Origin of the sequence: Dyadobacter sp., from assembly GCF_051859145.1 — a bacterium.
Taxonomy (GTDB): domain Bacteria; phylum Bacteroidota; class Bacteroidia; order Cytophagales; family Spirosomataceae; genus Dyadobacter.
On sequence record NZ_JBHYGF010000015.1, the window covers coordinates 1 to 15,364 of the forward strand.

15 protein-coding genes and 1 pseudogene are annotated in these 15,364 nt (G+C 46.0%); 8 read left to right on the plus strand and 8 right to left on the minus strand.

From position 1 onward, the window contains the following. Positions 1-847: pseudogene (locus ACTIE6_RS01575) on the minus strand (gliding motility-associated C-terminal domain-containing protein); the annotation flags it as partial. A 284-nt stretch (positions 848-1,131) separates the two neighbouring features. Between ACTIE6_RS01575 and ACTIE6_RS01580 the strand changes: the two are divergent. The 3 genes from ACTIE6_RS01580 (at position 1,132) to ACTIE6_RS01590 (ending at position 4,677) form a co-directional block, all read left to right on the plus strand. Further along, positions 1,132-1,803, plus strand: coding sequence for a succinate dehydrogenase cytochrome b subunit (locus tag ACTIE6_RS01580; RefSeq protein ID WP_439554956.1), 672 nt, complete (start codon positions 1,132-1,134; stop codon positions 1,801-1,803). A 59-nt stretch (positions 1,804-1,862) separates the two neighbouring features. Continuing rightward, complete coding sequence (locus ACTIE6_RS01585) at positions 1,863-3,851, plus strand: fumarate reductase/succinate dehydrogenase flavoprotein subunit (protein WP_439554957.1); 1,989 nt, start codon at positions 1,863-1,865, stop codon at positions 3,849-3,851. Between the two features lie 73 nt (positions 3,852-3,924). After that, a complete protein-coding gene (locus ACTIE6_RS01590; protein ID WP_439554969.1) occupies positions 3,925-4,677 on the plus strand; it encodes a succinate dehydrogenase/fumarate reductase iron-sulfur subunit in 753 nt (250 codons plus the stop codon). A gap of 75 nt (positions 4,678-4,752) precedes the next feature. On the opposite strand, the gene ACTIE6_RS01595 is transcribed toward ACTIE6_RS01590, so the two are convergent. The 4 genes from ACTIE6_RS01595 to ACTIE6_RS01610 form a co-directional block, all read right to left on the minus strand. Further along, complete coding sequence (locus ACTIE6_RS01595; protein WP_439554958.1) at positions 4,753-5,373, minus strand: OmpH family outer membrane protein; 621 nt, start codon at positions 5,371-5,373, stop codon at positions 4,753-4,755. 101 nt (positions 5,374-5,474) lie between these two features. Continuing rightward, positions 5,475-5,822: a hypothetical protein gene (locus tag ACTIE6_RS01600; protein ID WP_439554959.1), complete on the minus strand. Its 348-nt coding sequence runs from the start codon at positions 5,820-5,822 to the stop codon at positions 5,475-5,477. A 2-nt stretch (positions 5,823-5,824) separates the two neighbouring features. Then, positions 5,825-8,263, minus strand: coding sequence for a penicillin acylase family protein (locus ACTIE6_RS01605; protein WP_439554960.1), 2,439 nt, complete (start codon positions 8,261-8,263; stop codon positions 5,825-5,827). Positions 8,264-8,299: 36 nt separating this feature from the next. Further along, a complete protein-coding gene (locus ACTIE6_RS01610) occupies positions 8,300-9,028 on the minus strand; it encodes a copper homeostasis protein CutC (RefSeq protein ID WP_439554961.1) in 729 nt (242 codons plus the stop codon). Between the two features lie 298 nt (positions 9,029-9,326). On the opposite strand from ACTIE6_RS01610, the gene ACTIE6_RS01615 reads away from it, so the two are divergent. Both ACTIE6_RS01615 and ACTIE6_RS01620 read left to right on the plus strand, forming a co-directional pair. After that, the gene (locus ACTIE6_RS01615) at positions 9,327-9,548 is read left to right on the plus strand and encodes a DUF2795 domain-containing protein (protein ID WP_013927448.1); all 222 of its coding nucleotides are present in this window, start codon (positions 9,327-9,329) and stop codon (positions 9,546-9,548) included. Between the two features lie 184 nt (positions 9,549-9,732). Beyond that, entirely contained in the window at positions 9,733-10,386 is a 654-nt protein-coding gene (locus ACTIE6_RS01620) for an AlbA family DNA-binding domain-containing protein (protein WP_439554962.1), read from the plus strand. 2 nt (positions 10,387-10,388) lie between these two features. Here the strand turns inward: ACTIE6_RS01620 and crcB are convergent, their stop codons facing one another. The 3 genes from crcB to ACTIE6_RS01635 all read right to left on the minus strand — a co-directional run bounded on the left by crcB (position 10,389) and on the right by ACTIE6_RS01635 (position 12,378). After that, positions 10,389-10,772 (minus strand): fluoride efflux transporter CrcB, encoded by a 384-nt coding sequence (gene crcB, locus ACTIE6_RS01625; protein ID WP_439554963.1) that lies wholly within the window; start codon positions 10,770-10,772, stop codon positions 10,389-10,391. A 27-nt stretch (positions 10,773-10,799) separates the two neighbouring features. Then, entirely contained in the window at positions 10,800-11,159 is a 360-nt protein-coding gene (locus ACTIE6_RS01630) for a DUF3127 domain-containing protein (RefSeq protein WP_439554964.1), read from the minus strand. Positions 11,160-11,238: 79 nt separating this feature from the next. After that, positions 11,239-12,378: a cystathionine gamma-synthase gene (locus tag ACTIE6_RS01635; protein WP_439554965.1), complete on the minus strand. Its 1,140-nt coding sequence runs from the start codon at positions 12,376-12,378 to the stop codon at positions 11,239-11,241. Positions 12,379-12,490: 112 nt separating this feature from the next. On the opposite strand from ACTIE6_RS01635, the gene ACTIE6_RS01640 reads away from it, so the two are divergent. From ACTIE6_RS01640 to ACTIE6_RS01650, 3 genes are all read left to right on the plus strand, one after another. Next, the gene (locus ACTIE6_RS01640; protein ID WP_439554966.1) at positions 12,491-13,174 is read left to right on the plus strand and encodes a TVP38/TMEM64 family protein; all 684 of its coding nucleotides are present in this window, start codon (positions 12,491-12,493) and stop codon (positions 13,172-13,174) included. A gap of 128 nt (positions 13,175-13,302) precedes the next feature. Further along, on the plus strand, positions 13,303-14,886 hold the full coding sequence (locus ACTIE6_RS01645; RefSeq protein ID WP_439554967.1) for a sodium:solute symporter: 1,584 nt from the start codon (positions 13,303-13,305) through the stop codon (positions 14,884-14,886). 73 nt (positions 14,887-14,959) lie between these two features. Then, positions 14,960-15,364 (plus strand): dihydrodipicolinate synthase family protein (locus tag ACTIE6_RS01650; protein ID WP_439554968.1); only part of this gene is annotated, 405 nt, incomplete at its 3' end.

Genomic DNA, 15,364 nt, shown 5'->3' on the forward strand with positions numbered 1-15,364 from the left:
AAGGTCGGTCGTTGCGGGCGTCTTCCACCAAAATCTGCATATCCCTTACAATTTGGCCGATTAAAATTCCATCCCGCCATTCTTCGACGATGAACGCCACATTATACTGTCCCTTCATAGCAGGCGCATCCCAGACAAGATCACCGGTAAGTTCATTGATGCTGAAATTGGCCGGAGAAGCACCTGCCTCTGTGCGCCCCGGCGCGCCGATTGCATTGGGGGCAGCATACGGAATGTCAACTCCTATTCCACCTCCATTGCTTTGCTGAGGCACGAAGAGTTTATACGCAAGGCTATCTCCATCGGCGTCAAATGCATTGGGATTGTGAATGTAACGCTGCCCTACGGCCGCAAGATCAATGGGAGGGTTCAGTAGAACGGGAGTTTGGTTCGGGCCGAATTGCGAGTTAATTTCTAATGTGCTATGTACAAAGAAGTTAAGTCGGTCCGTCTGCACGCCGTTGTTGAGGTTAACTGTATTTGCATTCCGGTTTTCCATTCTTACAGAAATCTCGTAAGTGCTGGCAGCCGGGAAGGTGTAAGTGGTGACGTACTCATTATAAGTGGTATTGTTGCCAATGTTCCTTATTGCGCTGGGTATGCGGTCAACGCGGCGGGGACCATCGGTTCCGAAGAAAAAGTCCACGTTAATAGCTGCGTCAGCGGCGGTCTTGCCCGGAGGCGAAACGTCGAAATAGGCAGACAGCTTGATTTCGTAAGTAAGTCCTGATATCCGTTTTGCCGTTATTTCCCCGGCCCGGAAGTGCGTGGCTTTTACCTCGGAAACAGAAAACAGCAGAACGACAAAACTGATTAATGATAGAAGGGAACGTAAAGTACGTGGCATATAAGAATAGATATTAGTCTGACCTGAACTCTCAACGAAATTCTTGCCATAAAATGTGTACGGTATTATCAAACAAAAGTAGGTTTTTCGGTGTTCTAAGGCTGTTTCGAACACACTGATTAGCACTCGCTTGCCGGGATCAAAAATTTCTTAATAATGATTATAAATAATACCCCATTCAGCAAAAATGGACATGTTTTTTTGCCTGACGAGCGTTTGTGATATACCTTTGAATGGTTCTAAATATACCTCATTTTTTTGCACTAAAACCATTTGTGTTTCATATGTCGTGGTTTTCACAAACGTTAACGAGCTCGATCGGGAAAAAGCTTCTGATGGCTCTTACCGGACTTTTTTTGATTGTTTTCCTGGTTATTCATGCCGGTATTAATGCAATGATCTTTTATAATGATGGCGGAGAAACGTTCACCCACTGGGGCCATTTTATGGGTACCAACCCGATCATCAGGACACTGGAAATCGGATTGGTTGCAGGTTTTCTGATTCACATTGCCGACGGACTCATTTTATGGAAAAACAACAGGGAAGCACGTCCGGTCAGGTATGCAGTCAACAATCCTTCTGCTAACAGTACCTGGTACTCAAGAAGTATGGGTCTGCTGGGCACGTTGTTGCTGATCTTCCTTGTTATTCATACAGCGCATTTCTGGATTCCGAACCGTTCCAATCAATTCGCGACGGGCGAGGAGCTGAACCTGTATCAGATGATGCTGGACATCTTTCAGAATGAATGGGTTGTGTTGATTTACGTGTTGGGTTGTATCTCATTGTTCTGGCATTTGCTGCACGGTTTCAAAAGTGCTTTTCAGACACTGGGTGCAAACCACGTGAAGTACAATGGCTTGATTTCATTTGTAGGAACAGCTTATTCGATTGTTATACCTCTTCTTTTTGCCTTGATGCCGATCGCAATTTATCTGGGTTGGGTCAAATAACGAGTGCCGGTATATGCCGGTGATTCTTTCATTTCAAATTTCGATTAACTAATATTTATATGGCGACTTCATCTCGTCTGGATGCCAAAATACCTCAGGGACCGCTTGAAACTAAATGGAGCAAATACCGCTCTTCGGTGCCGCTGGTAAATCCCGCGAATAAACGTAATCTTGAAATTATCGTTGTTGGTACCGGTCTGGCAGGCGCTTCTGCTGCTGCTACACTGGCTGAGCTTGGATACAAGGTAAAAGCTTTCTGCTTCCAGGATTCACCACGCCGCGCACACTCGATTGCCGCGCAGGGAGGTATCAATGCTGCCAAAAACTATCAAAATGACGGGGACTCGGTTTACCGTCTTTTTTATGATACAATCAAAGGAGGTGACTATCGCGCAAGAGAAGGTAATGTACACCGCCTTGCCGAAGTTTCCGGTAATATCATTGACCAGTGCGTAGCTGCCGGTGTGCCTTTTGCACGTGAGTACGGTGGTTTACTTTCCAACCGTTCTTTCGGTGGAACGCAGGTTCAGCGGACATTTTATGCAGCCGGACAAACTGGTCAGCAGTTGCTGCTAGGCGCCTATTCAGGTCTGCAGCGCCAGGTTGGTATGGGTACAGTTAAAATGTACAACCGCCACGAAATGCTGGATATCGTCAATATTGACGGTAAATGCCGCGGTATCATTGCCAGAAACCTGATTACAGGTGAGCTGGAAAGACATGCTGGTCACGCTGTACTGCTTTGCTCGGGAGGTTACGGTAACGTATTCTACCTTTCTACCAATGCAATGGGAAGCAACGTTACTGCTGCATGGAAAGCGCATAAACGCGGTGCATTCTTCGGAAACCCTTGCTTTACCCAAATTCACCCTACCTGTATCCCCGTATCCGGTGAGCACCAGTCCAAGTTGACGCTGATGTCAGAATCGCTGCGGAACGATGGAAGGATCTGGGTACCAAAAGCTAAGAACGATAACCGTCCGGGTAATGAAATTCCGGAAGAAGAACGTGATTACTACCTCGAAAGACGTTACCCTGCATTTGGTAACCTTGTTCCCCGTGACATTGCGTCGCGTGCGGCTAAGGAGCGTTGCGATGCAGGCTACGGCGTAGGAACTTCAAAACTGGCTGTTTACCTCGATTTCGCTGCTGCGGTTGAGCGTTACGGTAAGGCGGAAGCCAATAAAAACAACATCCACAATGCATCCCATTCAGATATTATTGCCTGGGGGAAAGCAGTGGTGAAAGAAAAATATGGTAACCTGTTTGACATGTACAAGCAGATTACGGGCGAGGATCCTTACGAAGTCCCGATGCGTATTTACCCTGCTGTTCACTATACAATGGGCGGACTTTGGGTTGATTACAATCTTATGACCACGGTACCAGGGTTGTATGCACTGGGTGAAGCCAATTTCTCAGATCACGGTGCAAACCGCCTGGGTGCCTCTGCTTTAATGCAGGGTTTGGCAGACGGTTACTTCGTAATACCTTATACAATAGGTTCTTACTTGGCAAATGAGATCAGAACAGGTCAGATTTCAACGGATCACGAAGCTTTTGTTCAAACAGAAAAGGAAGTAAGGGACAGAATAGAAACGCTGCTGCGCATTCAGGGCAAAACTTCTCCGGAGGTTTTCCACCGCCGATTGGGTAAGATCATGTGGGATAAATGCGGAATGGCGCGTAATGAGAAAGGCTTGAAGGAAGCAATCGTAGAAATACGTCAGCTGAGAGAAGAATTCTGGAAGGATGTGAAAGTAATGGGAACAGCTACCTACTTCAATCCGGAGCTTGATAAAGCCAACCGCGTTGCCGACTTTATTGAATTAGGTGAGCTGATGTGTATTGATGCTTTGACCAGGAACGAATCTTGTGGCGGACACTTCCGTGAAGAGTTCCAGACTGAAGAAGGAGAGGCAATGCGCGACGATGAAAATTATATGTTCGTGTCTGCGTGGGAGCACAAGGGAGTTGAGCAATGGGAGCTTCACAAGGAGGAACTGATTTACGAGAACATTAAGATTGCCCAGAGGAGTTACAAATAATTAGTAAAGCCGGATACTGTCCGGGTGTACAATTTATCACAGCATAAAGAATAAGATAGATATGGAAGGAAATATGAGTTTGTCTCTGAAAGTCTGGAGACAAAGTAATAAAGATACAGCAGGCGGTTTCGAGAACTACAAGCTGGATAAAGTATCCCCTGATATGTCATTCCTTGAAATGTTCGACGTGTTGAACGAACAGCTCATTGAAGAAGGAAAAGAACCGGTTGCATTTGATCACGACTGCCGGGAGGGGATTTGCGGAGCTTGTTCCATGTTTATTAATGGACGGCCGCACGGTCCGCTGAAAGGAGTTACAACCTGCCAGCTGCACATGCGTTCTTTCAACGATGGAGATACGATTGTAGTAGAACCATGGAGAGCGGCGGCATTCCCGGTTATCAAAGACCTGGTTGTGGATCGCGATGCATTCGATCGCGTGATTTCGGCAGGAGGTTTTGTTTCTGTAAATACGGGTAACGCACAGGATGCCAACAGCCTGCCTATTCCGAAAGAAGCTGCTGACGAGGCATTTTCGGCGGCTGCGTGCATTGCATGCGGAGCTTGTGTAGCGGCTTGTAAGAATGCTTCCGCGATGTTGTTTGTATCTGCGAAGATCTCTCAGCTTGCATTGCTGCCACAAGGCCAGGCGGAACGCAGTATCCGTGCAGAGAAAATGGTAGCGCAAATGGATGCGGAGGGTTTTGGAGCTTGTACCAATACAGGCGCATGTTCGGCTGAGTGCCCGAAAGAAATCAGTATGGTGAACATTGCGCGTATGAACCGCGAATATATCGGCGCGAAGTTTTCTTCTTCGGCTGTTTAATAGATTTAATAAGCAACAAAAAAGGTGTCGGTTCATTGAACCGACACCTTTTTTGTTTGGTAAACCGCTTATAGATTACTTTTTAGTAGAATCTGCTGCTGCTGGTTTTCCAGATGATTTATATTCTTTGTTCAAACCGTCAAGGATCTTTTGAGTTACGTCCAAAGATGGATTAGCAAAAAGAATTCCGCCGCCCAGAGAATAGCCAAGAACGAATTCATATCCATTCTCCTTATTGTACTTATCGATATAGCTGCGGATGTTTTTGTAAAGCTCTTCATTTTTCTTAGCCTCTTCCTGGCCCAGCGCCTGTGCCGATTGATCGCGGTAAGCCATTAAATCCTGCTGCTTTTTCATCAATTGCGCCTCAGTTGATCTTGCTTGTTCCGGCGTCATTGTCTGCGCTTTTTGCTGAAAGAATGCAACTTCATTCTGCAGAGAGCGGCCTTTTGTATTCAATTCGTTTTCAAGCTGGAAGTTCTTGTTTTCAAGTTCCTTTCTGGTGTCTTTGAAGAACTCGTAATTTTTCAAAAGAGAATCTACCTGAACGTAAACTGTCTTGCGGCCTGCAACTACATTACCGTCGGCTGCTGCGCCTGCATCGCCTGATGATTTACTTGAAAAATGGAGGAAGAAAAGTACCGCTACGGCCAATGAAAGCACAATGTTCCAGATCAACGAAGTATTATTGTTCACGTCTTTAAGGTTTAATTTTTTTGCATGAGCCGCAAAGATAAGGATTTGTGTTTAAGTACAATGAATCTGACAGATCCTTAAAATGGCAATTTTGCAGCTGTTCAACTTTCTGCATTCCGTACGAAAATGTCGCGGATCAGGAATCCCGATAACCCTCCGAATCCGCCTACAAGTCCACCGATTATGCCGCTGACGAGCAGTAGTAAAAGACCGTCAGGCAGGAAAAAGATTTGTGCAATGCGGTCGGAAATAGCGCCGTTTGATATCAGGTGAAAATAGTAGCCGTAACCCAGCCATAATACGCAGATTACCAGAAAGCTGATCCAAAATGACTTGAAAGCTGCTGTGGGCCACCACAGGTGAACTACAAACGGAACAATGGCGACTACCCACCAGGGAGCAAAGAATTGCAGGATGGCCGTGATAATCAGAATGACTAGGAAGTTCATCTTTATTTCTTTTGAAGGGTGATCCTGGATGTAAGACGCGGATTTTGCTGGTCGGGTGCATTCAGGAAGAACAGTTCATTCAATTCCCCTTTCTCCCATTTACCAAGCATGTTAAGGTAGTACGGGCTACCCGGATTTCCGGATTGTCCGCCGGGATAGATACCATAAGCCCGCGGCGTCGGTCCGAGCTCGACAACCATTCTCCATGAAGGCCCATTCCGTTTTGTGATTGCATTGACAATGCTACTGCCGCCGCCGGTCGTGATGGCAGGTGCATTAAAGGATTTCAGGCTTCTGCTCAAATGCCGGATTTCTGTACCTTTTACTTTTGACCATTGCCAGGTAGGGCTCATGGTTCCGTGCCGCGCTTTCAGGCTGTCGAGCGTAGCTTTAAAGCTGCCGTAAACAATGTCCGGCATTGTCTCCTCATGGGGTGTAGTAATGTTATCAAACCATTTTTCTTCCGGTTGTTTCAAAAGCAAATACAATGTGCGATCGCGGCTTGGCAGCTCAGAGCCGAATTCATCGCTCCATATCGCATTCCGTAATGCAGGTATCCACTCTTCGAATATGGAAGCCGCAACTGAGTTGGGCGCGTTCTGGTAATTCCAGTTGGCCAGAATGATCTTGGCGGCTTTTTCAGACGGAGACAATGCTGTAGTGGATAGTACTTCCAGAAGTTTGGGTAAAATGGTTCTGGCGAGGACACTGAAATTATCATTTTGCAAAGTGCGAAGGCTGTCTGCATTCGCCTTTGTCATAGCCTGCAAACGTTCATTGATCCGGATCGCGCGTTCGGAAGGTGCAAAAGCCCAGTTGATATAATAGGGATAAGTAGTATCCGTAGACGATTGATTAGCACTGCTCACAAAGCCTCGTTCCGGATTTTTAACATAAGGATTCTGTTCAGCCGGAATCCATGCCAGCCAGTCATTCCGGTGATCGGTACCATCGAGAACGAATTTGCCTTGTTCCTTGTATTTAACCGGCATTTTTCCATTGACTGTAATGGCGATGTTCTTGCTATTGTCCGCGAAAACGAAATTCTGGGCAGGCCCCACGTATCTTGTTAATGCACTTCTGTAATCGTCATAATTCTTCGCCCTGTTCAATTGGTAAAAGGTCATAAAGCTATTTCCCGGCTCATGCCCGATCCAGCGAATAGCGAGGTCAGGCTGCTTTGAGGTATTGTCAGTTTCGGTAACCGGACCGTGGTGGGTGTAAACCACCTCTTCTGTTACCGGTGATTTTTCACCTTTAACATAAACTACTTCTTTCCTGATGCGGGTATTTTTCCATTGGTTTTCATGCCAATATTGCTTTCTGCTGCTGTCTTTAAATTTTATTTTGTACAAATCATAAACGTCAGCGTCCACATTGGTAACTCCCCACGCTACATTTTGATTGAAGCCGATGATAACGCTCGGGATACCCGGCAAAGAAACACCGTATACATTCATCTCGGGCGTATGCAGCTGCACCTGGTACCAGATAGAAGGTAAGGTCAGTTCTAGGTGCGGATCATTGGCCAGGATCGGGTAGCCGGTAATTGACTTCTCAGCGCTCACCGCCCAGTTGTTACTTCCGATTCCCTCCACTTTTTCATAGTGTTTAGAAGATAGTCTCTTATTCCTGGTTAAATGCGGGCCCGAATCAAGCGTGTCAATGGAAGAAAGTTTCTCAGGAATAGTAACAGGTTTAAAATCCCATTTTGTGCCTGCCGGAATAATGGGGCTTTCCTGCAATAGCGGATAGTCGGGGAAAACCTGGTCTATTACCTGTTTACCATATTTTTGAAGCAGCTCTGTCATACCTATCTCATTTGAGCGCCCGGCCAGCGTGAGCGTCATTTGTTCAAGCATGTACATGGTATTGATCGGCTTCCAGGGTTCGGGTTTGTAGCCCAACAGCTTGAATTCGATGGGGTAATCTTTGGGCGCAAGCTGGCTGATATATGCATTTACCCCAGCAGTGTAGCCCAGCAAGGCAGTACGCGACTGTGGTTCGCTCATCGCCATTTTTAAGTTGGCCTCAGCTCCGTAGCCCATTCCGAGCCGGCGACTCTGCAGATCCATTTCAAGTGTGACCTTGCCCAGTATCTCCGACAGCCTTCCCGAAGCAGCGCGTATCTGCAAATCCATTTGCCACAACCGGTCTCTGGCTGTGATATAGCCCTGGGCGTAGAACAGGTCGAAATCGTTTCTTGCAAAAATGTGCGGCACGCCGGTATCGTCAAACCGGATGATCACTTCGCTTTGCAGACTATCCAGCTTAAGTACCAGCTCAGTGTCTGAACCCGATGCATCTTCACCATTCTGGCTGAATCCTGTAAATGGACTCAGGAAAGGTCCCAATGCAGGTGCAGGTCCCAGGGGTTTGTCAAGAAAATAGATCAGGGCTATGGCAATGGCCAAAGAAACAATCGCTTTAACAATCTTCATAGAGGGGGACACTTTTGTAGAAAAAGGTCTTTTTAACTACGAAACTACTTGAACCATAGCTTCTATCACTTCAAGCTTACTATAAAGCACTGAACGTTCATCAGGAATTTCGCCCGCCATTGAAACTGCTGCCGGGAAGTATTTCTGTCTGGCCGGACGGAATGCTTTGGCAGTAAGGTGCAGGGAATGTACGCCGGCTGCGGCCAGCTGAGCGGCATTTTCAGGATTTACCCCGCCTCCGGCCATTATTTCGATTTTGCCGTTTGCCTCCCGGGCAAGTGCTGTCAGCAGGTCAATCCCCTGAATGGCGCTGGCTTGCTGACCTGAGGTAAGGATTCTTTCGGCGCCAGTTTCCATAACCGCTTTCAATGCTTTGTGCGGATCAGGTGTGAGGTCAAATGCACGGTGAAATGTTACTTTCATCGGAGCAGCATAATCCACCAAAGCCTTTGTGCGTTGCACATCCACTTGTCCCTCCGCATTCAATATCCCAAGCACAACGCCATTTACTCCCAGCTTTTTGGCCACATCAATGTCCTTTTTCATGATTTCTTCTTCAAAAAAATCATAAACAAAGTCACCTCCGCGTGGGCGGATCATGACATAAACAGGGATTTCTATATACTGTTTGACAATTTCAATCAGACCGGCGCTTGGAGTAGTTCCGCCTTCACCCAGTCCGCCGCAAAGCTCAATGCGGCCCGCGCCTCCGGCTTGTGCGTTAATGCAGGATTCAAGGGAGTAGGCACAAACTTCGATAGTCATAATAATGGTATTTAAAGAACGAAACAGGGAATTTACAAAAAGGTTTGAGGCTACTGGCAGCTGCTGGAAGAAATGATTGGAACAGATAGAAATTTAGATTGGTTTAGCAGATTTGTCACCGTATTTTCAATAAAGTGATTTCTGCAACTTATTGACAAACAGCGATTTGTTTGGGTGCTGGAAATATTATTTTTAACCAAGCAATTATTTTTCCTTTTTTTCGCTTTAAGCTTTTAAAAGATGTCAAATTTTTTACTTTTGCAGAAAAGTAAAGTAACCATTAATAGGCGAAAATATTATGTACTGGACTCTCGAACTTGCATCGTACCTTGAAGATGCTCCCTGGCCAGCTACCAAAGACGAGCTAATTGACTTTGCAATCAGAACAGGCGCTCCGTTAGAGGTAGTTGAAAATCTGCAGGAGCTTGAAGACGATGGTCAACCCTATGAAAGCATTGAGGAAATTTGGCCTGATTATCCGACAAAAGACGATTTCTTTTTTAACGAAGATGAATATTGATAAGAGACGACACTGAAAAGTGTCGTTTTTTGTTTTATCAGGGTTCGTATTTTCGTGAAACTCGCTCCCGAATATTTTTTAAATCTGGCAAAACGAATGTATATTGTTAGCGTTAAGAAAGGAAAGACGAGGATATAACCGAAGGTGAGTTTGTCATAATTCAGATATCTATCCATTCTAACTAATGGAGCTTCGATTGTTAAAAGAGCTGGTAAAGAAAGGGGAGGGTGAGCATGTGGAGTTCAAATTGAAATCCAGCCATCCGGAGAAAATTGTCCGCGAAGTTGTCGCTTTTGCCAACACAGGCGGCGGGAAGCTCTTCGTCGGAGTTGGCGACGACAAAACCATCAAGGGGCTGAAAGATGCTGATGAAGATGAATTTACGCTTACCCGCGCGATTGACAAATACATTTATCCCAAAATAAGCTACAAAAAAGAACGCGTTCCCGTCAGCTCTGACAGGGATGTGCTTGTGCTTACTATTCCGCGTAGTGTTGATAAGCCGCATTATGTGGTGGACGAAACTGGTACCCGCCAGGCTTACATCCGGGTTGAAGACAAATCATTGCAGGCTAGCAGGGAAATGAAGGAAATTATGCGTCGCGGCAGGGGTGAGCGCGATATTCGTTTTCAGTACGGTGATAAGGAGCAGAAGCTGATGAAGCTGCTGGATGAAAAGCAATCGGTAACAGTGGACCTTTTTGCAACTTTTGCCGGAATACCACGGAAAATGGCCTCAAATACATTGGTAGTGATGGTGTTGGCGCGCATTCTGGAAGTGCACCCGCAGGAGATGATCGATAAGTTCACTATGTCAATAGGTTATCAATCCAACTGACGTTAAAATACGATCAGTTGTCTTCCCAGCCATAATCCGGCGAATGTAGCGACAAAACAAAGCAGCAGACTTACAAAAACATTCAGGAATGCTTCTATCCACCGATCACTAATGAAGAGCTGGATCGTTTCGTTACTAAAAGTGGAAAAGGTACTGAACCCGCCACAAAATCCAACTGCAATGAAAGCGCGGTAATCGGGAATACTGGTCGAATTACTTAAAGTTGCCCAGCCGGAGAGCAGCCCCAGTATCAGACAGGCAAGAATATTGGCCGTCAACGTACCAAATGGGAAAATTGACGACCATGAAATGAATGTTCTGGCAACACCATATCGTGCCAGACTACCCAAGCCTCCTCCAATGAATATCAGTAATATATTTTTCAAGTCGGCCAGAGGTAAGTGTCAGCTTGATTAGAAAGGAAGATCGTCAGATTCGTCCTCTGTGAAAGTAGTTACAGGAGGAAGCGGGCTGCCACCTGAAGAAGACGAAGAACCGCCACCGCCGCTATTTGCTTTGTCTACTTTCCAGGCTTTTACCTCTGTGTACCACCGGGAATTGTACTCACGGCTTTCGATATCAATGGAAGCTGTAACCGATTGGTTGATTTGAAGATCAGCCTGGTCTATTTTATCTCCCCAAAGCGAAATGCAGACTTTTTTCGGATACTGAGAAGGGATTTCAAGAATAAATTCCTGTTTACGCCACATTCCATTCTTGCCCTGGCCTGTTACTTCAGGAAGCAAAGCGATCACTGTTCCCGTTAATTCCATTTATTGTTTTGATTTTTAGTGTTTCAAAAAAGGTGATCCAAAAGTAAGATTTTTGACATTGATTGGCAAGAATCTGAGATCAGCCTATTGCCTGTTGCAGATCGGCGATCAGATCGTCCACATCTTCAATGCCTACACTCAGGCGGATCAATGTGTCTTTCAAGCCCACCTGCTCCCTTTCTGCTTTTGGAATGCTGGCGTGCGTCATACTTGCCGGGTGTGTACAAAGCGACTCTACGCCGCCCAGCGACTCGCCGAGCGAAAACAATTCAAGTCGCTCCATGGTGGAGACAGCTTCTTCATAAACATCGCCTTTAAGCTCAAAAGAAAGCATTCCACCAAAATCCCGCATTTGTTTTTTTGCAATTTCATGACCTGGATGCGAGGTAAGTCCCGGGTAATAAACCATGGCGACCTTTGGATGGTTGGACAACCAGGTAGCGATTTGCATCGCATTTTCGCAGTGTCTTTGCATTCGGATGTGCAGTGTTTTTAATCCTCTTAAAACCAAAAAACAGTCTTGCGGACCAGGTACTGCGCCAGCTGCATTCTGGATAAATGCGAGTTGCTTTGCGAGCTCGTTATCATTTGTGATCAATGCGCCCATAACGGTATCGGAATGTCCGCCGAGGTACTTGGTCACCGAATGCATTACAATATCTGCTCCCAGGTCAAGCGGGTTTTGTAAGTAAGGTGAAGCAAATGTATTATCGACAACACAGTGGATATTTCGTCCGTTACAAAGCGCAGTTATTTGTTTAATATCAATGATTTTGAGGAGAGGGTTCGTAGGCGTTTCGATCCAGATCATTCTTGTGTTGTCTGAGATAGCCTCTGTCACATTCCCGGGATTAGACATATCCACAAACCTGAAAATTAATCCATAACCTTCATAAATGCGCTTCATGATCCGGTAAGTGCCGCCGTAAATGTCATTGGTAACAATGATTTCGTCTCCCGGCTTGTAGAGTCTCAGTACCGCGTCGGTAGCAGCCATTCCGGAGGAGAAGCAGATCCCGTACTGCCCGTTTTCCAGTGCAGCCAATGCATTTTGTAAAGCAGTTCGGGTCGGATTGTGGGTGCGGGAATATTCGTAACCTTTATGCTTTCCCGGACTTTCCTGCACGTAGGTAGAAGTCTGGTAGATCGGCGTCATAATAGCGCCGGTAGTCGGATCGGGTGTTATGCCTGCGTGTATTGCTTTGGTTCCGAATTTCATTGGGATGTTTGTAGTGCCACGAAGACACGAAAATACACGAATATTAAAAACCTTTTGTACAAACAAGTGGTTATCTGAATGCAGAGACAGCATACTTAGCCGCACTATAGCCGTGAAAAAATCTACTCCCAAAAAATTCTCATTGCCCGTGGTGATCAGTGTGCTGATGACCGTTATTCCGCTACTGACTACTTCGCTACTCACAGCATGGGCGATCAATAATGAGCAGTTTCTTCGAGCTATGCCGCTAGGTTGGTGGATTGGGATTACATTGATACTGACGATTGCGTCTTCGGTTGCACTTACGCCGCCTACCTTTCTTGCACTTGTTTATGGTTATTTTTTGGGCTGGAAATCAATCCCGATGCTTTTCGGAATGAACCTGGGTGCTATCGCATTGATCTACGTTTCTGCCAACTATCTGCATGCTACTTCACTGAGGAAGCATTTAATGCAGATTTATCCGCAGGTTGGAAACTTGTTAAGCCGCTTTTATAAGAATGAACTGCGGCTGATCTTTTTTGCCAAACTTTCACCTGTTCTGCCTTTTGCAATTACCAACCTCTTTTTCGCAATGGCGGGCGCGCGTTTCAAACAGGTGTTGGCCGGCGGTACGCTCGGAATGATACCACGTACGGTATTAGCTGTGTGGGCTGGGAGAGAAGCGCAGGATATCAGGTACCTGCTGGAACATCCCAATGAGGGACTTGCTACCAAAGTGGTTCTGATCCTGCTGATCATTGTTTCTACAATCGGGGTGGGCTATTTCTTTCGGGAGCGTAAAATAGTAGGATAGTTACGCTATCTTTTCAGGAAAATAGCTTTTCTTGCTAAGATCCTACAACAATACGCTACAAAACCATATAAACCCATTGACTCCATCCTGTTTCTTTGTGGTAAAGTTATAATTCATCCGAAATCAGAATGAAATCCTTACCATTTATAGATCTGGTCATTGTGCTAGCCTATATGGCAGGGATGGTGGGTGTAGGAATTTACTTTTCAAGAAAGAATACAACTGCCGATCAATTCACAAAAGCTTCGGGACGGATTCCGGGCTGGGCAATCGGGATCAGCATTTATGCTACCTTTTTAAGCAGCAACACTTTTCTGGGAGTTCCTGGAAAAGCATTTGGCAGTAACTGGAATTCATTTGTATTCAGTTTATCAATGCCTTTGGCAGCCTGGGTAGCAACCCGGTTTTTTATACCATTTTATCGAAATACGGGCGCTGTCTCTGCCTACACGCATCTTGAACACAGGTTTGGTCCCTGGGCGCGGACTTACGCTGTTGTCTGCTTTCTGCTGACACAGCTGGCGCGAATGGGATCTATCTTTTTTGGGATTGCGCTGAGTTTGCAGGCACTGACAGGATATGAAATGTCGACGATCATGATCGTAGTCGGGATTTGTATTGTGTTGTATACGGTAATGGGTGGAATGGAGGCCGTAATCTGGACAGAGGTGGTGCAGGGCGTCATTAAAACCGTCGGTGCATTGGTTATCCTTTATCTGGTAATCGCCGGAATGGACGGCGGTGTATCCAGGATTATGGATATCGGTAGCTCCGAAAACAAATTCAGTCTCGGCACATTCGCGCCGGATTTTACACAATCCTCATTTTGGGTGGTGTTGCTCTACGGGTTTTTTATGAACCTGAATAATTTTGGGATGGACCAGAATTACGTGCAGCGTTACCATACTACCACGTCGGTAAAAGAGGCTGCCAGCTCGGTTTGGCTTTGTGTTTATCTCTATCTGCCGGTTTCGCTGATGTTTTTCTTTCTTGGGTCCTGCCTCTACGCATATTATCAGAGTAATCCCGAGCTTCTTGAAACGATCAAAATGCAGGTTGCAACGGAGCGGCTGCCAACCGCGAGTCAGGAAGCGATCAGAGGATTGGCGGCCACATTGGTGCCTGCTGATTACGGCGACAAGGTAATGCCGCATTTCATGGTAACGAAAGTGCCCGTGGGTTTGCTGGGGCTCATTATTGCAGCAATTATGTCGGCTGCAATGAGCACGATCAGTTCGGGAATGAATGCTTCTGCGACTGTATTTTCAGTCGATATTTATCAGAAATACATTAAGCCTGACCTGTCTTCGAAAGAGTCGCTGCGGCTGTTATACATTGCTACTACGGTATTTGGCTTGCTCGGTATGCTGACAGGAATTGCGATGATCGGAGTGAAAAGCGTACTGGATGTCTGGTGGATGCTGTCGGGTATTTTTGCCGGCGGAATGCTCGGCTTGTTCCTGTTAGGGATTATTTCAAGGCAAACCCGGAATGCGGAAGCATTAACCGCCACGCTGATCGGCATTGTAGTAATTATCTGGATGACGTTCTCAGGCCAGCTACCCGATGAATATGCATACCTCCGTAATCCATTGCACCAAAACATGATCATGGTAGTAGGAACGCTCACAATCTTTTTGATCGGAATGCTTTTGACCAGGCTGAAAAGAAAAAGAACTGCCGAAAGAGAAGTAATACTGGACAGTAAATAAATGCACTGAGCAAAAGCTGAAAGTCACGCTTATATTATTTTATAAACAACACCAATTTTAATTGCTACTCAACATGACAAATGCACAAACGTCACGTTCGCTGCCGCAGGGATTTATTCCTGTTATGCTTACACCCTTTCTGGAATCAGGTGTAGTTGATTTCGAGGGGTTGAAAATGCTGACTGAAATGTACCTGGATGCAGGTGCGGCGGGACTGTTTGCCAACTGTTTGTCGAGTGAAATGTTTGAACTGACTGAATCTGAGCGCCTGGAAGTAACTCGGAAAGTTGTGGAGCAGGTGGCCGGAAGAGTGCCGGTAGTGGCCACAGGAACCCTGGGTGGATCTATCGAACAACAAGCGGATTTCGTGAAACGTATATACCATACCGGAATAGATGCTGTAATTGTAATTACCGGTTTGCTGGCTGAGGAGCATGATCCGGCGGAGGTATTTGAAGCGAATGTAAAAAAACTGCTG